The 22,173-nt window shown below is 71.5% G+C and carries 16 protein-coding genes; 4 read left to right on the top strand and 12 right to left on the bottom strand.

Going from position 1 to position 22,173, the window contains the following annotated elements; genetic code table 11:
* Positions 1–34: 34 nt before the first annotated feature.
* The 11 genes from ACZ5Y0_RS04545 to ACZ5Y0_RS04495 form a co-directional block, all read right to left on the bottom strand.
* Complete coding sequence (locus ACZ5Y0_RS04545) at positions 35–439, bottom strand: cytidine deaminase (protein WP_469127125.1); 405 nt, start codon at positions 437–439, stop codon at positions 35–37.
* Positions 436–1,698, bottom strand: a complete 1,263-nt coding sequence (locus ACZ5Y0_RS04540) for an ABC transporter permease (protein ID WP_469127124.1) — start codon at positions 1,696–1,698, stop codon at positions 436–438. Before ACZ5Y0_RS04540 ends, ACZ5Y0_RS04545 begins: the two co-directional genes overlap by 4 nt.
* Positions 1,698–2,819 (bottom strand): ABC transporter permease, encoded by a 1,122-nt coding sequence (locus ACZ5Y0_RS04535; protein ID WP_469127123.1) that lies wholly within the window; start codon positions 2,817–2,819, stop codon positions 1,698–1,700. The genes ACZ5Y0_RS04540 and ACZ5Y0_RS04535 overlap by 1 nt, the downstream gene beginning before the upstream one ends.
* A complete protein-coding gene (locus tag ACZ5Y0_RS04530) occupies positions 2,816–4,468 on the bottom strand; it encodes an ABC transporter ATP-binding protein (RefSeq protein ID WP_469127505.1) in 1,653 nt (550 codons plus the stop codon). The genes ACZ5Y0_RS04535 and ACZ5Y0_RS04530 overlap by 4 nt, the downstream gene beginning before the upstream one ends.
* 264 nt (positions 4,469–4,732) lie before the next feature.
* Positions 4,733–5,779 carry a BMP family lipoprotein gene (locus ACZ5Y0_RS04525; RefSeq protein ID WP_469127122.1) on the bottom strand — a complete coding sequence of 349 codons (1,047 nt, stop codon included), beginning with the start codon at positions 5,777–5,779 and terminating at the stop codon, positions 4,733–4,735.
* Between the two features lie 696 nt (positions 5,780–6,475).
* Positions 6,476–7,537 (bottom strand): BMP family lipoprotein, encoded by a 1,062-nt coding sequence (locus ACZ5Y0_RS04520; protein ID WP_469127504.1) that lies wholly within the window; start codon positions 7,535–7,537, stop codon positions 6,476–6,478.
* Positions 7,538–7,821: 284 nt separating this feature from the next.
* Positions 7,822–9,051, bottom strand: a complete 1,230-nt coding sequence (locus ACZ5Y0_RS04515) for an amidohydrolase (protein WP_469127503.1) — start codon at positions 9,049–9,051, stop codon at positions 7,822–7,824.
* 554 nt (positions 9,052–9,605) lie between these two features.
* Positions 9,606–10,694, bottom strand: a complete 1,089-nt coding sequence (locus tag ACZ5Y0_RS04510) for a hypothetical protein (protein WP_469127121.1) — start codon at positions 10,692–10,694, stop codon at positions 9,606–9,608.
* A 55-nt stretch (positions 10,695–10,749) separates the two neighbouring features.
* Positions 10,750–11,688 (bottom strand): N-acetylneuraminate synthase family protein, encoded by a 939-nt coding sequence (locus ACZ5Y0_RS04505; protein WP_469127120.1) that lies wholly within the window; start codon positions 11,686–11,688, stop codon positions 10,750–10,752.
* Between the two features lie 12 nt (positions 11,689–11,700).
* Positions 11,701–12,966 (bottom strand): cytidylyltransferase domain-containing protein, encoded by a 1,266-nt coding sequence (locus ACZ5Y0_RS04500; protein ID WP_469127119.1) that lies wholly within the window; start codon positions 12,964–12,966, stop codon positions 11,701–11,703.
* A gap of 523 nt (positions 12,967–13,489) precedes the next feature.
* Complete coding sequence (locus tag ACZ5Y0_RS04495) at positions 13,490–14,875, bottom strand: DUF6716 putative glycosyltransferase (protein ID WP_469127118.1); 1,386 nt, start codon at positions 14,873–14,875, stop codon at positions 13,490–13,492.
* 197 nt (positions 14,876–15,072) lie between these two features.
* Here ACZ5Y0_RS04495 and ACZ5Y0_RS04490 point away from each other — a divergent pair, with 197 nt between their 5' ends.
* The 3 genes from ACZ5Y0_RS04490 (at position 15,073) to ACZ5Y0_RS04480 (ending at position 19,093) form a co-directional block, all read left to right on the top strand.
* A complete protein-coding gene (locus tag ACZ5Y0_RS04490) occupies positions 15,073–16,074 on the top strand; it encodes a glycosyltransferase family 2 protein (protein ID WP_469127117.1) in 1,002 nt (333 codons plus the stop codon).
* Complete coding sequence (locus tag ACZ5Y0_RS04485) at positions 16,074–17,438, top strand: polysialyltransferase family glycosyltransferase (protein WP_469127116.1); 1,365 nt, start codon at positions 16,074–16,076, stop codon at positions 17,436–17,438. Before ACZ5Y0_RS04490 ends, ACZ5Y0_RS04485 begins: the two co-directional genes overlap by 1 nt.
* A 494-nt stretch (positions 17,439–17,932) precedes the next feature.
* On the top strand, positions 17,933–19,093 hold the full coding sequence (locus ACZ5Y0_RS04480) for an acyltransferase family protein (RefSeq protein WP_469127115.1): 1,161 nt from the start codon (positions 17,933–17,935) through the stop codon (positions 19,091–19,093).
* Positions 19,094–19,305: 212 nt separating this feature from the next.
* On the opposite strand, the gene ACZ5Y0_RS04475 is transcribed toward ACZ5Y0_RS04480, so the two are convergent.
* Complete coding sequence (locus ACZ5Y0_RS04475) at positions 19,306–20,886, bottom strand: acyl-CoA mutase large subunit family protein (RefSeq protein ID WP_469127114.1); 1,581 nt, start codon at positions 20,884–20,886, stop codon at positions 19,306–19,308.
* A gap of 231 nt (positions 20,887–21,117) precedes the next feature.
* Between ACZ5Y0_RS04475 and ACZ5Y0_RS04470 the strand changes: the two genes are divergently transcribed.
* Positions 21,118–22,053, top strand: a complete 936-nt coding sequence (locus ACZ5Y0_RS04470; RefSeq protein WP_469127113.1) for a L,D-transpeptidase family protein — start codon at positions 21,118–21,120, stop codon at positions 22,051–22,053.
* The last annotated feature ends 120 nt before the right edge of the window (positions 22,054–22,173 follow it).

Here is a 22,173-nt window from a genome sequence, read left to right as displayed (position 1 = left end):
CCGGTTCACGCGAGTCAGAGGGGCCGCACGGGAGTCACTTGGTGAGGTGGTCCGGGCCGAAGGCCTGGGGGAGCATCTCCGCCAGCGGCAGGATCCCGGCCGGCGTCTCCAGCAGCAGCTCCGGGCCGCCGAACTCGTACAGCAGCTGGCGGCAGCGGCCGCACGGGACGAGGATCTCGCCCCGGCCGTCGACGCAGGTGAAGTGTGTGAGACGGCCGCCGCCGGTGCGCTGTAGCTCCGAGACGAGGCCGCACTCGGCGCACAGGCCGATGCCGTAGGAGGCGTTCTCGACGTTGCAGCCCGAGACGGTACGGCCGTCGTCGACCAGGGCCGCCACGCCGACGGGGTAACCCGAGTAGGGGGCGTACGCGTGGCGCATGGCCTCGCGGGCCAGCTCGCGCAGGGCGTCCCAGTCGACGGTGGCGGCGGCCGGGGTCACTTGCCCTGTCCCTTGCGGTAGGGCAGACCGTCGGCCTTCGGCATGCGCAGGCGTTGCGCGGAGAGCGACAGCACCAGCAGGGTGACGAGGTACGGGGCCGCGGAGACGACCTGGCGCGGGACCTCGTCCACGCTGGTGTACCAGAAGAACATCAGGGCCGAGATCACGAGGGTGGCGACGGCGGGGACGTACTTCTTCCTCCAGGCCAGGTAGGCCGCTCCGAACACCAGCAGGATCGCAAGGAGCAGGATCAGGGCGTGCACGTTGGTGGTGCCGCCGCGCAGGTTGAGGCTGTCGGTGTAGCCGAACAGACCCGCGCCGAGGGCGAGGCCGCCCGGCATCCAGTTGCCGAAGATCATCGCGGCGAGGCCGATGTAGCCGCGGCCCGCGGTCTGGCCGTCGAGGTACACGTTGGAGGCGACGATCGACAGGAAGGCGCCGCCGAGGCCGGCGAAACCGCCCGAGATGATCACGGCGATGTACTTGTACTTGTAGACGTTGACGCCCAGGGACTCCGCGGCCACCGGGTTCTCACCGCAGGAGCGCAGGCGCAGGCCGAAGGCGGTCCGCCAGAGCACCCACCAGGTCGCGGGGACGAGCGCGACCGCGACGACGGTCAGCGGGGAGAGGTTGGTGACCAGCCCGCCGACCAGGCCGGCGATGTCGGAGACCAGGAACCAGTGCTTGCCGTTGAGGGTCTCCAGCCAGCCGGACAGGCCAGGGATGTCGAAGGTGCCCAGCGACTCGATCGGCGGGGACTGCTTGGAGGAGCCCTGCGGGGCGTCCTCGAAGGTGAACTTCGACAGGTAGCGGGTCGTTCCCAGGGCCAGGATGTTCAGCGCCACGCCGGAGACGATGTGGTTGACGTTGAAGGTCACGGTGGCGACGGCGTGCAGAACGGCGCCGAGTGCGCCGCCGATGATGCCGAAGGCGACGCCGGTCCACGGGCCCCACTGGTAGCCGGCCCAAGCGCCGAACCAGGTGCCGAGGATCATCATGCCCTCGAGGCCGATGTTGACGACGCCCGCCCGCTCGGCCCACAGGCCGCCGAGGCCGGCGAGACCGATCGGCACGGCCAGGCGCAGCGCGGTGGACATCTGGCCGGTCGAGGTGATGCCGTCCGCGCCGGAGATCAGGCGGACGATCGAGGTGAGGACCAGCACGCCCGCGATGATCAGCAGGAGTACCGGGAGAGACATGCGGCGGCCGCCCTTGCCGGGCTGCTTCGCCTGCGGCTTGGCGATGGTCGCGGTGGACATCAGGCCGCCACCTCCTTCTTGGCGTTGTTGTTGGCGGCCGCGGCCAGCTCGGCGCCGACCAGCTTCTGCTGGCGGCGCAGACCCCACTGGCGTACGGCCTCGTAGGAGATGACGACCGCGAAGACGATCAGGCCCTGCATGATCGTGGCGATCTCCTTCTCGTACGCCACCGGGGTGGCGTAGTCGAGGGCGGGGGACGTCTTGTCGAGGAAGGCCCACAGGAGGGCCGCCAGCGCGATGCCGCCCGGGTTGTTGCGGCCGAGCAGGGCGATGCCGATGGCGGTGAAGCCGAGGCCTGCCGGGAAGCTCAGGCTGTAGGTGTGGGCGTCGCCGAGCAGCAGCGGCAGGCCGGAGATGCCGGCGACGGCGCCGGAGATCAGCATCGCGGTGAGGACCATGCGCTTGGCGTTGACACCCGAGGCGGCGGCGGCGGTCTCGGACTCGCCGGTGGCACGCAGGTCGAAGCCGAAGCGGGTGCGGTTGAGGACGATCCAGTAGCCGACGCCGAGCGCGATGGCGAGGAAGACCAGGCCGTAGATCTCGCCGACGTCCTGGCCGAGGCTGATGCCGGGCACCCAGCCGGAGTCCTTCATGACGCCGGTGGTGACGTTGTCGCCGACCAGGACGCCGAAGTTCTCGCGGAGGGTGAGGTAGCCGATGAGGCTGGTGGCGATCGCGTTGAGCATGATCGTCGCGACCACCTCGCTGACACCGCGGGTGACCTTGAGGATGCCCGCGATGCCCGCCCACATGGCGCCGGTGAGCGCGCCGACCAGCAGCAGCAGCGGAACCTGGAGGAAGGACGGCAGCGCCACGTGCGCGCCGACCACCGCGGTCATCATGGCGCCCAGCCGGTACTGGCCGTCGACGCCGATGTTGAACAGGTTCATGCGGAAGCCGAGGGCGACCGCGAGGGCGGCGATGTAGTACAGCGAGGCCTGGTTGACGATCAGGACCTGGACGTCGGAGAAACCTGCCTGCTCCAGCATCAGCCGGTACGGCTCGAACGGGTTCTTGCCGGAGGCGATCAGCACGATCGACGTCAGCAGGATCGCCGAGACCAGCGCGATGACCGGGCCGGCCACCGCGAGGAGCAGGCGCTCCTTGTCGAACTTCTTCATCGGGCCTCGTCCTCCGGGGCGGCTTCTTCTTCGACGTGCTCGAGGTGCCCGGACGCGGCGCCGGTCATGGCCGAGCCGAGTTCCTCGGGGGTGACGGTCGCCGGGTCGGCGTCGGCGACCAGCCTGCCGTCGTAGATCACCCGGAGGGTGTCCGACAGGCCGATCAGCTCGTCCAGGTCGGCGGAGATCAGCAGCACGGCCAGGCCCTCGCGGCGAGCCTCGCGGATGCGGTCCCAGATCTGGGCCTGCGCGCCGACGTCCACACCGCGGGTGGGGTGGGCGGCGATCAGGAACTTGGGGTTGTGGCTCATCTCACGGCCGACGATCAGCTTCTGCTGGTTGCCGCCGGAGAGGGAGGCGGCGGTGACGTCGATGCCGGGGGTGCGGACGTCGTACTCCTCGACGATCCGGCGGGTGTCGGCCTGCGCGCCCTTGGGGTTGAGCCAGAAGCCCTTGGCGTTGGGGGCCTCGGTGACATGGCCGAGGATGCGGTTCTCCCAGAGGGGGGCCTCCAGGAGCAGGCCCTGGCGGTGGCGGTCCTCGGGAATATAGCCGACGCCGGACTCGCGGCGCCTACGGGTCGGCCAGGGCGTGATGTCCTCGCCGAGGAAGGCGATGGTGCCGGAGTCGGCGTCCTTGGTGCCGATCAGGGCGTCGATGAGTTCCGTCTGGCCGTTGCCCTCGACGCCGGCGATGCCCATGACCTCGCCGGCGTGGATGGTGAAGGTGACGTCGTCGAGGACCTTCTTGACCACGCCGGACGCCTCGACGAGGGAGCCGGGGCCCACGGGCTCGGACTCCACGCCCAGGGAGGCGCCGCCGCCGGCGTAGACGGTGAGGTTCTCGACCCGGATGACGGGCTTGTCGGTGACCGTGGACTCGGCGGTCTCCGGGGTGGGCAGTTCGCTGCCGACCATCATCTCGGCGAGCTGGCGGGGGGTGGTCTCGGCGGGAACGGCCGTGCCGACCGTCGTACCGCGCCGGATGACCGTGATCTCGTCGGCGACCGACAGGACCTCGCCCAGCTTGTGGGAGATGAAGATGACGGAGAGGCCCTCGGACTTCAGCTCGCGCAGGTTGGCGAAGAGGGCGTCGACCTCCTGCGGGACCAGGACGGCGGTGGGCTCGTCGAGGATGAGGGTGCGGGCGCCGCGGTAGAGGACCTTGAGGATCTCCACGCGCTGGCGGTCGGCGACACCCAGGTCCTCGACCAGGGCGTCGGGGCGTACGCCGAGGCCGTAGCGGTCGGAGATCTCCTTGATCTTCCGGCGGGCGCCGCCGCCGATGCCGTGCAGCTTCTCGCTGCCGAGCACCACGTTCTCCAGGACGGTCAGGTTGTCCGCGAGCATGAAGTGCTGGTGGACCATGCCGATCCCGCGCGCGATGGCGTCCGCGGGGCTGGAGAAGCTCACCTGCTCGCCGTCGACCGCGATGGTGCCCTCGTCCGGCTTCTGCATGCCGTAGAGGATCTTCATCAGGGTCGACTTGCCGGCACCGTTCTCGCCGACGAGGGCGTGCACGGTGCCCTTGCCGACACTCAGGTGGATGTCGTGGTTGGCGACGACACCGGGGAATCGCTTGGTGATGCCCGCGAGCTCTACCGCGACGGTCGACGGGGCGGTGAGCGGAGGGCTGCTGGACGCGTCGATGGCGCACTCTCCTCGGGAAAGGGGCCACTCTACGCGCGTAGCGCCCCTGCTTTAAATAGTGCCCGGACCTGATCGATCTTGATCGATCTCTCGATCGATCCTCAATCCGTTCCGAGCATTCTGCCGCGCGAACGGGACGCGGGGAGTCATCGTCCCCGCATCCCGTTCCGAGGTCGTCACGCTGTCATTACAGCGCTTCTTCGGCCATGCCTTCGACAGTTCTCGCCGGGATCGACAGGCCTACGACACGGTCGTGGAGGTCGGTCAGGAGGTCTTCACCTTGATGGTGCCGTTCTTGATGCCCTCCTGGGCCTTCTTGACGGCGTCCTGGATCTCCTTGTTCCCGGCGAAGGTCGGGTTGGAGTTCGCCAGGCTCACGCCGCCGTTGGCGAGGTCACCACGGACCACACCGGTGGCGGGCTTGCCGTCCTCGACCGACTTGGCCAGCGTGTAGACGGCGCCCTCGACGTTCTTCATGGCCGAGGTCAGGATCGAGTCCTTGTACGCCTTGAGCGCGTCCTGCTTGTACTGGTCCGAGTCGACGCCGATCGCCCACACCTTGTTGGCGTTGGCGGCCTTGATGACGCCCTGGCCGGAGAGGCCGGCCGCGGCGTAGACCACGTCGGCACGGGCGTCGATCTGGCCCTCGGCGGCGCTCTCACCCTTGTCGGGGCTGGAGAAGCCGCCCTCGGCCGCGGTCTCGGTGAGGTACTGCGACTTGACCGTGACGCCCTTCTTGGTGTCCGTGACGCCCTGCTTGTAGCCGGCCTCGAACTTGTGGATCAGAGGGACGTCCACACCGCCGATGAAGCCGACCACGTTGGACTTGGTCGCCTTGGCGGCGGCGACGCCGGCCAGGTAGGAGGCCTGCTCCTCGGAGAACACGAGGTCGGCCACGTTGTCGGCCTTGGTCTGCTCGTCGTCCACGATGCCGAAGGTCGTCTTCGGGTACTTGGCCGCGGCCTCCTTGACGGCGGGCGCGTAGGCGAAGCCGACGCCGATCACCGGGTTGTAGCCCTGCTTGGCGAGGTTCTCCAGGCGCTGGACCTTGTCGGCGTCGGACTCTCCGTCCTGCGGCTCGACGGCGGTCGACTTGTAGCCGAACTCCTTGTCGGCCTTCTCCATGCCCGCGGTGGCGGCGTCGTTGAAGGACTGGTCGCCCTTGCCGCCGACGTCGTACGCGAGCGCGAGGCCCAGGTTCTTGTCGTCGCTGGAGGAGGAGGACGTGGACGAGCTTCCGCAAGCGGAAACGGTGACGGCGAAGGCTGCGGTAGCAACACCAGCAACCGCGATACGGGACACCCGGCGCATGGAACGAGACTCCTTTGTGCAAGCGCCCATACCAGGCGCTGGTTCCGCCGCAGCGTAACGCGCGTAGACCAGACGGAAAAACCCTTCTGTCCGGTCCGTTATCGAGCTGTGGCCACAGTTTGCGCTCCAGCCTACGGACCGGGGGCGCCGCTTGCGGGAGGCCAGGGCCGCTGGTCTGCGAGGACGCCCTTAATGGACGTAGGCGGGGGGGGCGGAGCACGCCGACGGGCGGGATCGCGCCGTGTCGGGGTGGGGGAAGCGGAGTGGGGACGGCGGGGGCGGCGGGCGAGGCCCTGCGAACCGTGCGGACGCGGGCGGCCCCGCTCGCTCGCCCTGGAGTGAGGGGCGGGCGGGCAGGGCCGGTACTGCGGGCAGGGCGGTGCTGAGGGCTGGGCGGGCGGTTCGGCCGGCTGAGGGACGTGTCCGACGGCCGGGATCGTCCGGTCAGGGCCGGGCCGGCCCACCGGCCGACGTCCCCGCCAAGGACCGGGCCGGCCGACCGGCGTGCCCCCGTCAAGGACCGGGCGGCGACCGGCGTCCCCCGGTCGAGGGGCGGGCCGGCCCGCCGGCGTCAGCGGTCCAGGGGCGGATCACCGGTCGACGCCCCCGGTCGCGGCCGGGCCGGCGGGGCGACGTCACCCGGTCAGGGCCGGGGCCGGCCGGCGTCGCCACGGCCGGGAGACGGTTCTGGGCGGCTTACTTCGTGCTGACGGTGACCTTGCCGTCGATGATGTCCTTCTTGGCCTTGTCCACGGCGTCGACGACGTCCGTCATGGCCTTGTACTTCGGGTTGGTGTCGGCGAAACCGACGCCGTCGTTGGAGAGGCTGCCGCGGACCACGCCCGACAGGGGCTTGCCCTCGTAGACGGACTTGGCCAGGTCGTAGACCGCGCCGCCGACGTTCTTCAGGGCCGAGCCGAGGATGTGGTCCTTGTAGGCGGCCAGCGAGGTCTGGGAGTACTGGTCGGAGTCGACGCCGATGGCCCACGCCTTCTTGCCGGCGGCCTCGGAGATCACGCCCTGGCCGGAGAGACCGGCCGCGTGGTAGATGACGTCCGCGCCGGCCTCGATCTGGCCGCTCGCCCCCGCCTTGCCCTTGTCGGGGCTGGAGAAGCCGCCCTCCTGGGGCGTCTCGGTCAGGTACTGCGACTCGATCTTGATGGCCGGGTCTACCGACTTGGCGCCCTGGACGTAGCCGGCCTCGAACTTGTGGATGAGCGGGATGTCCACGCCGCCGATGAAGCCGATGTGCGCCTTCTTGGAGGCCTTCGCCGCGGCGACGCCGGCCAGGTAGGAGGCCTGCTCCTCGTGGAAGACCAGGTCGGCGACGTTCTTCGCCGCCACGGTCTCGTCGTCGATGATGCCGAACGTGATGTTCGGGAACTTCGCGGCGACCTCCTTGACGGCCGGCGCGTAGATGTAGCCGACGCCGATCACGGGGTTGTAGCCCGACTGGGCGAGCTGGGTCAGGCGCTGGACCTTGTCCGCGTCCGACTCCCCGTCCTGCGGCTCGACGTCCCGACCGCCGATGCCGAACTCCTTGTCGGCCTTCTGGAAACCGGCGTACGCGGCGTCGTTGAAGGACTGGTCGCCCTTGCCGCCGATGTCGTACGCCAGGCCGATGCCCTTCCCGGAGTACTTGCCGGACTCCTTCTCACCGGCCTTGGAGCCGGTGCTCGACTCGCCGCAGCCGGCGGCCGCGAGCGCCACGACCGCGGCGGCCGCCGCCGCCCGGGTGAACCTGGTCCTTCGAGATATGAGACGCACAGCGAGCACCCTTCATCCCCACGGCGCCGTCACCGGCCCGCATTCCCCAATGTGACGCCTCCGGCGCGGCTCCCCAACAGGCCGTTCCGAGGGGCGATTTCGGCGCACAGTAACGCGCGTAGACGGGGAGAGGGCGGGGTTTCTCGTGGCCGTTATCGATTCGTGCCGCCCCCGGGACGCGACCGGGCCCCACGGGTTACGGCCGGGTGACACAGGCGGACGAAGAGGCGCCTTTCGGGCACCCCTTCGCCGAAGCCGTCACGGGCGTCGCGCGCTCACGCCGTCCGGGCCGCCGCGTCCAGCAGCGCGGCCGCCGTGAACAGTTCCACCCCTACGGTGATGGCGTGCTCGTCGGCGTCGAAGTCGCCCTGGTGCAGATCGCGGACCGTGCGCTCGCCCGGCGTACGGACGCCGAGGCGGGCCATGGCTCCGGGGACGCGCTCCAGGTACCAGGAGAAGTCCTCGCCGCCGAGGCTCTGCTCGGTGCCCTCCACCGCCTCCTCGCCTCGCCTGGCGGCCATGGCGTCCCGGAGCAGACCGGTGACGTCGGCGTCGTTGACGACCGGGGGGACGCCGCGGACGTAGTTGATCTCCGACTTGGCCCGGTGCAGGTTGGCGACCTCGTCGATCGCGGCGACGACGAGGTCCGGCGCCTGCCGCCACGCCTCGATGTCCAGGCAGCGCACGGTGCCGGACAGCTCGGCGTGCTGCGGGATGACGTTCGGGGCGTGGCCGCAGTCGATCCGGCCCCAGGTCACCGCGAGACCGGCCCGGGTGTCGACGCGGCGGCCGACCAGCGCGGGCACGTCCGTGACGACGCGGGCGGCGGCGGTGACGAGGTCGGTGGTCAGGTGCGGGCGGGCGGTGTGACCGCCGGGCCCGTCCAGGGAGATCTCCAGGCGGTCGCAGGCGGAGGTGATGGGACCCTCGCGCAGACCGATGAGACCGGCGTCCACGCGCGGGTCGCAGTGGACGGCGATGATCCGGCCGACGCCCTCCAGGGCGCCGTCCTCGATGGCGTCGGCGGCGCCACCGGGCAGCACCTCCTCGGCGGGCTGGAAGATCAGCCGCACCGGGCGCGGGAGCCGGCCCTCGCGGTGCAGGTCGGCGAGGACGAGGCCGGCGCCGAGGACGACGGTGGTGTGCACGTCGTGACCGCAGGCGTGGGCTCGGTCGGGGACGGTGGAGCGGTAGCCGCAGTCGGTCTTGGTGTCCGGGATGGGCAGCGCGTCGATGTCGGCACGCATCGCGAGGACCGGCGTGCCGTCGGCCCAGTCGCCGATGTCGCAGATGAGCCCGGTGCCGGCGGCGAGTACACGGGGCTTGAGGCCCGCCTGCTCCAGGCGCTCCTTGATCGCCGCCGTCGTACGGAACTCCTGGTTGCCCAGCTCGGGGTGCATGTGCATGTCGCGGCGGAAGGCGACCAGCTCGGCACGCAGGGCCTCCGACAAGGTGCCGGGGAGCACGGCTTCCCCTGAAGGATCTGCCTCGGACTCTCGGGACATCAGTTGCTTCACCCTTTGAAGGGTAGGACGCCGGGGTGGTCGGCTGACCCACGATCAACAAAACTTCAACCCGTTAGGGGCAGAAAAGTTGGCCGTGCGGCGCATGGCTGGCATTCGGGCTGGGTAAACTCGGCCGGCTTCGAGTCGAGTGGATCATGGCTTTCCGGCCCATCCCTATATCTTCCTCCTCCACCGTTATCACGGCCTGCCCGATGCCCGCCCGACTGTCCACGGAGCGGACCATCGGTGGACAAGCGCCGGCCCTCTCCCGACCCGGCCCGGCTCGTTCACCGGCCCTTCCCGGCCCCCCTCCGGCTCCCGACCCTCCCCCAGCCCTCTCCGGCTCGTTCGCCGGCCCTTCCCGCCCCCCTTCGGCTCGTTCCCGGCCCTCCCCGGCCCCCCGCCGCTCCCCCGGCTCCCTCCGGGCTGGGCTGCCGGGCGGCCTGTCGCCCGCGCACCGCCGGGTCGGACAGCCGTGACCGTGGCCGGGTGATGCGCCCCGGCCCAAGGCGTTCCCTCCGGGGCGCGGGCCAAGAGGGCCCGCCACCCGGTGGTCAGGCCGTGGCGACTCTCGCCAGGCGATCCACCCCGCGGGCTGTTCCCGTGACGCCGGAGAGGAAGGCCTGGGCGCGGGGGGAGGCGTTCCGGGTGAGCCAGGCAGGGTCGATGTCGCAGACCGTGACACGGACCTCCGTACCGGCGAGGGCCAGGGGCAGGGTGTGGACGACCGTGGAAGGGAAGCTGAGGACGGTTCTGCCGATCGGGCCTCTGCGGGCGATGAGTTCGAGGGGAAGGTCGGGGCGGACGACCTCCAGGCCCGTCTGCACGGCGAGGCGGTGCAGCTTCTCGGCGCTCTCGCGGCGGTGGGCGAAGTAGCGGGCGGCGCCGTGGGCCCTGGCGAGGACGTCCACGGCGTGCAGATAGCGGTCGCCGTCGACGACGCCGGTCTCCACGAGCGACGTACCGACCAGGTCGGCGCCCTTCGTCACGCGGGGCGGGCCGAAGCGCTCGCGGGTCCAGGCGAAGGTGTGGGACGTGACGGACACGCCGTCCGGCGCGTCCTGTATCGGCATGGAGGAGAAGACCTCCACGCGGCGGGCCGGGCCGGGGAGGAGGCGGCGGCGGGCCGCGGTGGACACCGGGGCGAACAGCAGGTCGCGGGGGCCGGGGCGGCCGCCCTTGCGGTGCCAGCGCACCAGGCGTTCGCCGCGGGCGAGCTGGCCGACGAACTCCATGGTGGCCGTGCCGTCGTCGACGACGACCAGGTCGTCGGCGCGGGTGATGGTCAGCAGGAGCTGGACGTACCGGGAGAAGGGGTCTCCCATGACGATCCGGTCGGCCCGGCGCAGTTCGCGGGTCAGGCCGCCGATGGTCCGGAAGGGGGCCGAGGGACCGCCGCGGGCCTCCTCCCAGCGGACGTCGTGGCCGTCCTGGCGGGCGAGTTCGGCCATGCGGCGCAGTTGGCCGCGGGTCATGGGGTCGGTCGGGGACAGGACGACGAGGGCGAACCCCGCGCCGGGCTGCTCCTGGGGACGGGGTCCCTGGGAGTGGGCCCACTCCAGGACGTTCAGGAGCTGCACCGGACTCTCGACGAACGCGAGGGTGTGGGGGGTGGTGCCGGGGTTCCCGGCGCGAGGGCTCATCGTCGTACGACCGTCCCGTAGGGCACTGGTAGCGGTGGTCGGGGAGGTTCCGGGGTCAGACGCCGACGGGCTCGCCGGCCGCCGCGGCGATCTCCGCCTCGGCGACGACCCCGGAGACGCGGCGCAGCTTCTTCATCGGGCCCAGCTCGGACTGGTAGACCTTCTTGACGCCGTCGCCGAGGGAGGCCTCGATGGTGCGGATGTCGCGGACCAGTCGGGAGAGGCCCTGCGGTTCCACGGAGGCGGCCTGGTCGGAACCCCACATGGCGCGGTCGAGAGTGATGTGGCGCTCCACGAACGTGGCGCCGAGGGCGACCGCGGCGAGGGTGGTCTGCAGACCCGTCTCGTGGCCGGAGTAGCCGATCGGGACGTTGGGGTACTCGGCCTGGAGGGTGTTGATGACGCGGAGGTTCAGCTCCTCGGCCTTCGCCGGGTACGTCGAAGTGGCGTGGCACAGCAGGATGTTGTCGCTGCCCAGGACCTCGACGGCGTGGCGGATCTGCTTCGGGGTGGACATGCCGGTGGAGAGGATGACCGTGCGGCCCGTCGAGCGCAGGGCGCGGAGCAGCTCGTCGTCGGTGAGGGACGCGGAGGCCACCTTGTGGGCGGGGACGTCGAACTTCTCCAGGAAGGCGACGGCCTCGGTGTCCCACGGGGAGGCGAACCAGGCGATGCCCTTCTCCTTGCAGTACTCGTCGATCCGGCGGTACTCGTCCTCGCCGAACTCCACGCGGTGGCGGTAGTCGATGTACGTCATCCGGCCCCAGGGGGTGTCGCGCTCGATGTCCCACTGGTCGCGCGGGGTGCAGATCTCCGGGGTGCGCTTCTGGAACTTGACGGCGTCGCAGCCGGCCTCGGCGGCGGCGTCGATGAGCTTGAAGGCGTTCTCCAGCTCGCCGTTGTGGTTGATGCCGATCTCGCCGCAGATGTAGACGGGCTGCCCCGGACCGGCCGTACGCGAACCGAACTGGCGGAGGCGGGAGTTGGTGCTCATGGGAGAGGTTCCTTACTTGGTGAGGGGGGCGGGGGAGTCGAGAGAGGGTCCGAGGATCCAGCCGGCGATCTCCCGGATCGCGCCGTCGCCGCCGGGGAGGGTGGTGACCGCGCGTGCGGCGTCGCGTACGACGTCGTGGGCGCTCGCGACCGCCACGGGCCAGCCCACGAGGCCGAAGCACGGGAGGTCGTTGACGTCGTTGCCGACGTAGAGCACGCGCTCCGGCGCGATGCCCTGTTCCTCGCACCACTGCTTCAGTGCGAGGTCCTTGCGGTCGATGCCGTGCAGGACCGGGAGCTTGAGCTTCCGGGCACGGGCGGCGACCACCGGGTTCTGTTCCGTGGACAGGATCAGCAGCCTCAGTCCGCTCCTGCGCAGGGCGGCGATGCCGAGGCCGTCGCCGCGGTGCACGGAGACGAACTCCCGTCCGTCGGAGTCGATCAGCACCCGGTCGTCGGTCTGGGTGCCGTCGAAGTCGAGGACGACCGCGTCGATGTCGGCGGCGGCCGGGTGCGAGGCGACGGGGCTCCCCCCGCTCGAGTGGGGCCGGGAATCGGGGAGGTCGGCGTCGAAGAGGGGCGCGAGGGCGCGGGCGCGGGCCAGGTCGTGCGGGTCGTCGACCTCCAGCACACGCGCAGGGTCGGTGCGCACGAGGTCGGTGCGGCCGAAGAAGCGGTGGCCGTGCTCGCGGAAGCCGGCCGCGTCCATGGCGTAGGCGGCGCCGGTCTCCAGGAGGTCCTGCGGGCGGTCCTGGCGGCGTGGGCGGTACGACTTGTCGTGGTTGACGCCGAAGCCGCCGTCCTCGCTGTCGGCGTCGCCGTCGCGCCAGACGAAGCCGTGGAAGGGGGCGACGGTGACGGCGGTGTCGGCGCCGTTCTCGACGACCGCGGCGGCGACGCCGTCGATGTCCTCCCGGACGATGAACGGGCTGGTGCACTGCACCAGGAGCACCGCGTCGACGGCCGTGCCGTGCAGGGCCTCGTGGGTGTCCATGGCGTGCAGGACGGCGGCCTCGGAGGTGGCGGTGTCACCCGCGATGGCGGCCGGGCGCAGCACGACCTCGGCACCGGCCTCGCGGGCGGCCACGGCGATGGTCTGGTCGTCGGTGGACACCACGACGTCGGTGACCAGCCGGCTGGCCCGGCACTCCCGCACGGCCCGCGCCACCAGGGGCACGCCGCCGACGGGCGCGAGGTTCTTCGCGGGGACGCCCTTGGAGCCACCGCGCGCGGGGATCACGGCGAGGACGCGGCGTACGCCCGCCTGGGAAGGGGACATGGGTGGGGCTCCTTGACGGGGTGATCGGGGAGGAGGGGCGCTCACGACGCCCCCTGCGCGGCGCGCCGACGGCGTACGGCACCGCGCGGGGCGATGCCACCGGACCGCACCGACCGCGCTGCTCCACCCGGTCGCGGGCCGACCGCGCCGCACAGCGAGCAGCGGTGCCGGCGGACGGCCACGGCGCACAGCGGGCCGGACCTGCGCACCACCGCCCGACCCACCGGACGGGAACCGCGAACGACCGCGGCGCGCACCGGACGGGACGGGCGGACCACCGCCGCGCACACCGGACGCGACCGGTGGACGACCGCCGCACGTCGTGGGCGCGACCGGCGGACGGCCGCGGCGACTGCCCTGTCGGGGGCGGCCGGGAGGTGGGCGGGCGTCCTGCCGGAGGCGGTCGGGCGGCGGGCCGGGGCCGGGCCGCCGCCGTCGGTGAGGCGGGCGGTCGCCGGCGGCAGGACGCGGTTCCCCGCCGGGCGGCATGCCACCGCACGGCGCCGGGCCGCGTGACCGGCGTTCACAGGTCGCCCATCCGGCGGATGACGGGGGCGACGCGCTGGACGCCGTGCCGGTAGGCGCCGCGGGCGGCGCGGCGGACGATCTGACGGACCGGGCCGGGTTCCCTGTCCGAGGCCGGGGCGCCGGGCAGCGGGCTGCCGTCGGGGCCGAGGTGGTGGCGGGCGAGGATGCCGGGGAGGTAACCGGGGGCGGTGGCGGGTGTGTAGTACGGGGTGAGCGGCGGCAGGCCGCCGGGGCGGTCGAGCAGCTCGGCGATGCGTTCGCGGGCGGTGTCGAAGGCCCGTTCGTACGAGCCTCCCCCGGCGGCGACACCCTGCCGGGCCACCCATTCCTCCTCCGGGGCGGGCCGGTGCCCGGCGTCGAGCTGGTCCCAGGAGGCGAGGCAGCCGGAGCCGACGAAGTGGTGGTTGCCGAGCGCCTCGCGCACCCCGAGGTCCGTGAGGACCACGGTCGGGATGCGGCGGTGCAGGGATTCGAGGGCCGCCGTGGAGCTGACCGTGACCAGGAGGTCGGTGCGGTCGAGGACCTCGCCCATGTTGCCGTACACCAGACGGAAGTTGTCGGGCACGTCGAGCCGCTGCGACAGCTTCTGGTACGGCAGCTCCTCGATGTGGGTGGTGTGTTCGCCGGGCTTGGAGCGCAGCTTGAGCAGCACCTCGCGCTCGGGGTGCGACCGGGCGTGCTGGACGAGCCGTTCGAGCAGGTAGGTGCGGTCCTTGCGGTTCTCCGGCACGGAGGGCTGCGCGGCGAAGACCACGGTGTAGGGCCTGCGCCCTGGCTTCCCGGCCCGGTCGTGCTCACCGGTGTAGGGGGCGCCGCCGAGGAAGGGCAGGGCGACCTCGGTCACCGAGGAGGCATCGGCGCCGACACCGTCGTACACGGCGCGGAAACGCTCCGCGTCCTGGCGGGAGTTGGCGAGGACGAGGTCGGCGCCGTGCCGCAGCAGCAGACCGTCGGCGAGTTTCTCGTAGACGATGCCGACGTAACCGGTGACGACGACGGGCCGCTCGCCGCCGTCCTCCCAGATCCGCTTGAGGCCGTGCAGGACGGCCTGGACGCCGCCGCCGACCAGGGCGAGGACGAGGATGTCGTACTTCTCGACGGCCATGCAGCGCAGGAACTCGACGGCCGTCACCTCGCGCAGGGAGTCGGCGCGCACGCCGACTTCGGCGAGTTGGCGGGGGGTGGGGGTCGCCCGTCCGCGCAGGAGGTAGCCGTCGAGGACGGGGGCGACGTGCGCGTCGTCCTGCGGTCCGCCTTCCATGGACGGGCCCGGCCGCCCGGCCGGCGCGATCCGGCCCGCGGTCGCCGCACCCCATTTCCAGCGGGTGTCGGAGTCCGCGATCACGGCGATCCGCGGGGATTTCGAAGTACGTGGTGGCACGCCGAAGACGCTAGAAAGCGAAACCCAGGCTTTGCCCAACCTCGACTCAACGGGAAGTTAACAGCGCGCCACCGGTTTCCGAACCGGCTCGTCAACTCCGGGGAAATACACGGGATGCACTGATCCGACACATCGAGTTCATCGCCCGTATCCTTGGCGGAAATTTTGACTGCCGGACTCACTCCTAATATTTCGGCGTGCCCAAGCTTTCCGTGATCGTGCCGTTCTACAACGTCCAGCAATACGCCCCGGACACCCTCAGAAGCCTTCATCTGAACGCCCGCCCCGACTTCGAGTTCGTGCTGGTCGACGACCGTTCGAAGGACGAAACGCCCGCCATTCTCGAACGGGCCGCCGAAGATCTCTCGAAGGTCGCTCAGGTGCGCCTGATCCGTCATGAGGAAAACGGAGGGCTCGCGACCGCGCGCAATACCGGACTGGACGCCGCGCGGGGCGAGTACCTGACGTTCCTGGACGGCGACGACTGGCTCGCGCGCGGATATCTGACCGATCTGGTCACCGCGATCGAGGAGCTGGGCTGCGACTTCGTCCGGGTCGACCATGTGCAGGCGACCGCGCGCGCCCGCAGTCTGGTCCGGCATCCGCACGGGCTGCGCGGTGAGGTGCTGGACCCGCGCGAGGCGATCCTGCCCGCCGACCGCTCGACGTCGGTGGACTATCCCTACGCCTGGGCCGGCGCCTACCACCGCCGCCTCGTCGACCGCGGGCTGCTGCACTTCACCCACGGTCTGCGCACCGCCGAGGACCGGCCGTGGATCTGGAAGCTGCACCGGGAGGCGGAGTCGTTCGCCGTGCTGAATCTGCTCGGCGTCTTCTACCGGCGCGGGATCGCCTCCTCCCTCACCCAGATCGGCGACGCCCGCCAACTGGACTTCATCCGGGCGTTCGACCAGGTCGTCGAGGAGACCGCGCGGGACCGCGAGGCAGACCGGCTGCTCCCCAAGGCGGTGCGCACCTACTGCGCGATCATCGCCCACCACCTCGGCGAGATCGAGAAGTTCGAGCCGCCGGTGGCCAGGCAGTTGCGCACGATGAGCGCGGCGGCCGTCAAGCGCCTGCCGCAGGACCTGCTCGCCGAGGTCCTGGACACGATGGACCTGGAACGCTCGTCGACACTGCGCCGGCTGCGCCGCAGGATCACCTCTTCGAAGACCGGCACCCCGAAGGCGGCCGCCTGATGCCTCGCACGACTCAGATCTTCTGCGCCTCCACCCTGTACGGCGTCGCCACGCTGGCCGCCGCGCTGGACGCCGACTCGTTCCCCGCGGCGGACCGGCGGCTGCTGCTGGTGTGCAACAACACGACGACCCCGGAGACCACCCCGGCCGTCGACGAGATGCCGGGCTTCGCGCCGCTGCGGGACCGCTTCGACGCGGTGGTGTCCTGGAACGAGGCGATCAGTCCCTTCCATCCGGGCGCGTGGGCACCGCGCCCCGACGACGTGCCGCTCCTGGAGCGCTGGCTGCGACTGCTGTGGGGGCTGGGCGAGGACCGGGTGGAGATCGTCCTGGAGTCGATCCAGGTCAACCCCGCGCAGGCCATCGCCCAGGTGTTCCCCGGAGCGCCCGTCGACGTGTACGCCGACGGGCTGATGAGTTACGGGCCGACCCGCAACAAGGTCGACCCGCTGATCGGCACGCGCGTGCGCCGGCTGCTCCACCTCGACCTGGTACCGGGACTGGTGCCGCTGCTGCTCACCGAGTTCGGGGTGCCCGCGCGGACCGTGCCGGTGAGCGGCTTCCTGAAGGTGCTCGGCGAGATCGGCGAGGCCGTGGCGGAACTGCCCCCGCTGCCCGACGACTGCGCGCTGCTGCTGGGCCAGTACCTGTCCGCGCTGGACATCCTCACCGTGGAGGAGGAAGAGGACCTGCACGTGCGGATGATGCGGGGTGCGGTCGCCCGCGGGCACCGGGCCGTGGTGTTCAAGCCGCACCCGACCGCGCCGGCCCGCTACAGCCGGGTCCTGGAGGCCGAGGCCGCGAAGCTGGGCGTCGACCTCACCGTGCTGGACACACCGGTCCTCGCCGAGGTGCTGTTCGCCAGGGCACGGCCGGCGCTGGTGGTGGGCTGCTTCTCCACCGCCCTGTTCACGGCGTCGACGTTCTACGAGCTGCCCGTCGCCCGGATCGGCACCGCGCGGCTGATGGACCGGCTCGCCCCGTACCAGAACAGCAACCGGGTGCCGGTCGTGCTGGCGGACGCGCTGCTGCCGGACCTGGAGGACGGCGAGGGCGAGACGCGCATTCCCCAGGAGTCGCTGGCCGACCTGGTCAGGGCGGTGGGCTATGTGATGCAGTCCCAGATCCATCAGGGGCTGCGGCCGGTCGCCGAGGAGTACCTTCGCACCCGTCTCGGGCCCCGCACCAAGCGGTACTTCAAGCGCAGGCGGCTCACCGCGCTCGGCCTGCCGGGCGGTATCCCGGAGCGGCTGTCGTTCATTCCGCGCAACTCCACCGCGCGCCGGGTGGTGCGGCGGGCCAGAGCGCTCCGCAAGACGGTGCGCCGGACGAGTGCGTCGGGCAAGCCGGTACGGCGGGTGTGAACGCCCGGTTCGAGCGAGCCGGTACGGCGGGTGTGAACGCCTGCGCACCGGCAGCCGGTGGACGTCCTCGTCGGCATGGCGGAGATCGGGGCGAGGCCAGGCGGGCGAGGCGTGCCGGCGGCTGTCAGCGGCGGCGATCGCGGTGGCCGGCCGCGCCGACCGCCGCCGACCTGGTCAGGGCCCGGACGGAGATCGCGCGGATCGCGGGTCCGCGCGGTGTGCGGGACGGGGGCCGATCCCCTGCGGGCCGATCCCCTGCTCGGCTCGCGGGGCATCGGCCCGCGTCCGGCCCCACAGCCGTTCGGCCCGGCCGCTGAAGTGGAACCGACGTCGTGGTGAACACGCGGCGACGGATGGACAAAGGCCGTTCCGCCGAACAAAAGGCCCCCGGATCAGGCCCTAGGATCCCCGTTGGCGACTCTCCGATGATCCGATCGCCTCCGGTCAGGAGTGTGCGCAAAAAGAACCCACGGGGCACTGCGAGGGATACCAGCGTGACCGAAACGGTCGTGAGCACATCGAAGTCGCAGCCCGCCGCGGCTGCGTCCGTCCAGCATCCGAGTGCTCCCCTCCCGCCCTCGCCGTCACCGGACCGCCGGGACGGCGGCAGACTCCGCGCGCTGGACGGGCTCCGGCTGGTCGCCGCGCTGATGGTGGCCGTGTACCACTACGCCGGCCGCGGCGGCCAGGTCACCGAGGCCTGGGGCACCACACCGAAGCACCAGTTCCCCACCCTGCACTCGTTCGCCGCCTACGGCTGCCTCGGCGTCGAGGTGTTCTTCGTCATCAGCGGGTTCGTGATCTGCATGAGTGGCTGGGGCCGGACCCTCACGTCGTTCTTCGCCTCCCGCGCGTCCCGGCTGATGCCCGCATACTGGGTGGCCGTCCTGCTGGTGACGGCGGTGTTCGCCCTGCCCCCGGTCGTCTACGCGGCCGTGTCGCCGAGCGACGCCCTGCTGAACCTGACCCTGCTACAGCAGCCGCTGGGCGCCGACCGGGTGCTCGGCGTGTGCTGGACGCTGTGGGTGGAGATCCGCTTCTACGCCCTGTTCGCGCTGTGCGTCGTCCTGCCGGGGGCGAACCGCCGCCGGGTCATCATGTTCTGCGCGGGCTGGACGCTCGCCGCCGCCATCGCGCAGGCCGCGCACCAGCCGCTGCTGGACCTGGTCCTGATGCCGCGGTACGCGCCGTTCTTCATCGGCGGAATCGGCCTCCACCTCCTCCACCGCGACCGGCGGGACGCCTACGCCTGGGGCATCGTGGCCATCAGCTTCCTGGTCGGCCAGCACCACGCCGTGAACGAGCTGTGGAACGCGTCGGACCCGAACGCCTTCGCCCACCGCACCACCACCGGCATCGTCGGCGTGGTCGCCTTCGGCTTCGTCGCCGTGGCGGCGATCGCGCTGGGCCGGCCGAACCGGGCGAACTGGCGCTGGCTGACGGTGGCCGGGGCGCTGACCTACCCCTTCTATCTGGTCCACGAGCATCTCGGCTGGGTGGTCATCCGCGTCCTGCACCGCACCCTGGGCCTGCCGGCCGGGGTGACCTTCGCGCTGACGGTGACCTCGATGCTGGCACTGGCCTGGCTGATGAACCGCTTCGTCGAGAAGCCGCTGACCCCACGGCTGCGGGGCGTGCTGTCCAGGCCCCTGTGAGCGGGAGGAAGTGCGGCTCCTCGACGTCCTCCGGGTCCGCGCCGGACGCTGGTGGCATCCACGCCCCGGGATCGGGCTCGGAAGGTCCGGGCCGACGCGCAGGAGTCGTACGGCCGCGCCCTGTTCCCCGTGCGGCCGGACGGCCACGTGGGACGGGGCGGCGGCCAGGCAGCCGGACTCGAGGACGGACCACCCGGGCCGCTTCTCCACGGTCAGAACGCGTCGCTCGGCACGTAGGTGCCCCAGATCTCGCGCAGGGCGTTGCACACCTCGCCGACCGTCGCGCGGGCCTTCAGCGCGTCCTTCATCGGGTAGAGGACGTTGTCCTCGCCCTCTGCGGCCTTCTTCAGCTCGGCGAGGGCCGCGTCGACCGCCGACTGGTCGCGCTCGGCGCGCAGCTTCGCCAGGCGGGCCGCCTGCTGGGCCTCGATCGCCGGGTCCACGCGGAGCGGCTCGTACGGCTCCTCCGCGTCGAGCTGGTAGCGGTTGACGCCGACCACGACCCGCTCACCGGAGTCGGTCTCCTGGGCGATGCGGTAGGCGCTGCGCTCGATCTCGCCCTTCTGGAAGCCGTGCTCGATCGCGGACACCGCGCCGCCGAGGTCCTCGACCTTGGTCATCAGCTCCAGCGCGGCGGCCTCGACGTCATCGGTCATCTTCTCGATGACGTACGACCCGGCGAAGGGGTCGACCGTCGCCGTCACGTCCGTCTCGTAGGCGAGGACCTGCTGCGTGCGCAGCGCCAGCCGGGCCGACTTGTCCGTGGGGAGCGCGATCGCCTCGTCGAAGGAGTTGGTGTGCAGCGACTGCGTGCCGCCGAGGACGGCCGCCAGACCCTGGACGGCGACCCGGACCAGGTTCACCTCGGGCTGCTGGGCGGTCAGCTGCACCCCGGCGGTCTGCGTGTGGAACCGCAGCATCAGCGACTTGGGGTTCCTGGCGCCGAACTCGTCCCGCATCACGCGTGCCCAGATGCGGCGCGCGGCGCGGAACTTGGCGACCTCCTCCAGGATCGTCGTACGGGCGACGAAGAAGAAGGACAGGCGGGGGGCGAAGTCGTCGACATCCATGCCGGCCGCGACCGCCGTACGCACGTACTCGATGCCGTCGGCGAGGGTGAACGCGATCTCCTGCGCGGGCGAGGCACCCGCCTCGGCCATGTGGTAGCCGGAGATCGAGATCGTGTTCCACTTCGGGATCTCGGCCTTGCAGTACTTGAAGATGTCGGCGATCAGGCGGAGCGACGGCTTCGGCGGGAAGATGTACGTCCCGCGCGCGATGTACTCCTTCAGCACGTCGTTCTGGATCGTGCCGGTGAGCTTGTCGGCGGGGACGCCCTGCTCCTCCGCGACGAGTTGGTACAGGAGCAGCAGCAGGGCGGCGGGCGCGTTGATCGTCATCGAGGTGGACACCTTGTCCAGCGGGATCCCGCCGAACAGCACCCGCATGTCGTCGATGGAGTCGATGGCGACCCCGACCTTGCCGACCTCGCCGGAGGAGATCGGGGCGTCCGAGTCGTGGCCCATCTGGGTCGGCAGGTCGAAGGCGACCGACAGGCCCATCGTGCCGTTCGCGATGAGCTGCTTGTAGCGGGCGTTGGACTCCGTCGCCGTGCCGAAACCGGCGTACTGGCGCATCGTCCACGGCCGGCCGGTGTACATCGACGGGTACACGCCCCGCGTGTAGGGGTAGGCGCCCGGCTCGCCCAGCTTCTCCGCCGGATCCCAGCCCTCGAGGACGTCCGGTCCGTAGACCGGTTCGATGGGCAGTCCGGACTCAGACTCGCGCGCCATGGTGTGTTGCCTCCCGCTGAACGTTACTCGCCAGTTACCAGCTGGTACGGTCCGACCCTTCGACGGACTGTAGCGGTGCGCCTGCACCCGGTGGAGTGGAGCACGCTGGGACCTTGCTCACAGAGACGCTGCGGTCCCCGTCACCACCCTGCCGGACCGTTCACGCGGCGTCATCCGCGGGGAGACATCCGGGATGGGACAGCGCGCCGGTGGAGACGACGGGGGTCACGCATGCGTATGACGGGCACCGGGAGCGGGACGGTCGGACGCGGATCGCTCCCCGCACGCAGATCACCCATCGCGCGGAGATCACTCGCCGTGCTGGCGGGCGCGGCGACCCTGGTGACGGTGGGCGCCTGCACGGTGGAGACGGCCGGCGCGGACGGCGGCGCGGCCCGCCCGCCCGTGCGCGTCGACGTCGGCCCCACGGCCGTCGGCGGGCCCGCCGACGACAAGGCGGCCGGTACGGCGCCCGCGCGTCCGGCGGGTGGCACCCCGACCCCGACGGCCTCCGCCGCCACCTCCGCTCCCCCGCCGCCGGTCCTCTGGTCACCCGGCGACTCGGGGCGGGACATCCGCGAACTCCAGGCCCGGCTGAGGCAGGTGTCCTGGTTGTTCGAGGGGCCCACCGGGAGCTACGACGCCGGCACCGAGGAGGCCGTGAAGGGGTTCCAGCGCAAGCGCGGCCTGCCCGGGACCGGTCGGACGGACACCGTCACGTGGCAGCGGCTGCTGAGGATGACGCACGAACCCGGCCGGTGGGAGCTGTATCTGATGGGCGGTCAGCCGGCCGCCGAGCCCGACCCCCGGTGTCTGACCGGGCGGGTGCTGTGCGTGGACAAGACGAGCCGCACCCTGCGCTGGATGATCGACGGGCGGACCCTGTCGACGGTGCCGGTCCGGTTCGGCTCGCGCTACACCCCCACCCGCGAGGGTGTGTTCCATGTCTACTGGAAGTCCCGCCACCACGTGTCCACGCTCTACGACTCGTCGATGCCGTACGCGATGTTCTTCAGCGGCGGGCAGGCGGTGCACTACTCGTCGGACTTCGCGGCCCGCGGGTACGCGGGCACCTCGCACGGCTGCGTCAACGTACGGGACAAGGCGGCGATCGCGGAGCTGTTCACTCAGGTGCGGAACGGCGACAAGGTCGTCGTGTCCTGGTGAGAGGTGTGGGGCGGGGGGGGGGGGGGGGGGGGGGGGTTCCCCCCCCCCCCCCCCCCCCCCCCCCCCCGCGCCTCCCCTCCCGCACCTCCCCTCCCGCGCCCCGCGGGCCCACCCGGCGGG

Source organism: Streptomyces sp. NPDC033216, assembly GCF_055577115.1.
This window is presented reverse-complemented; position numbering and strand designations above follow the sequence as displayed.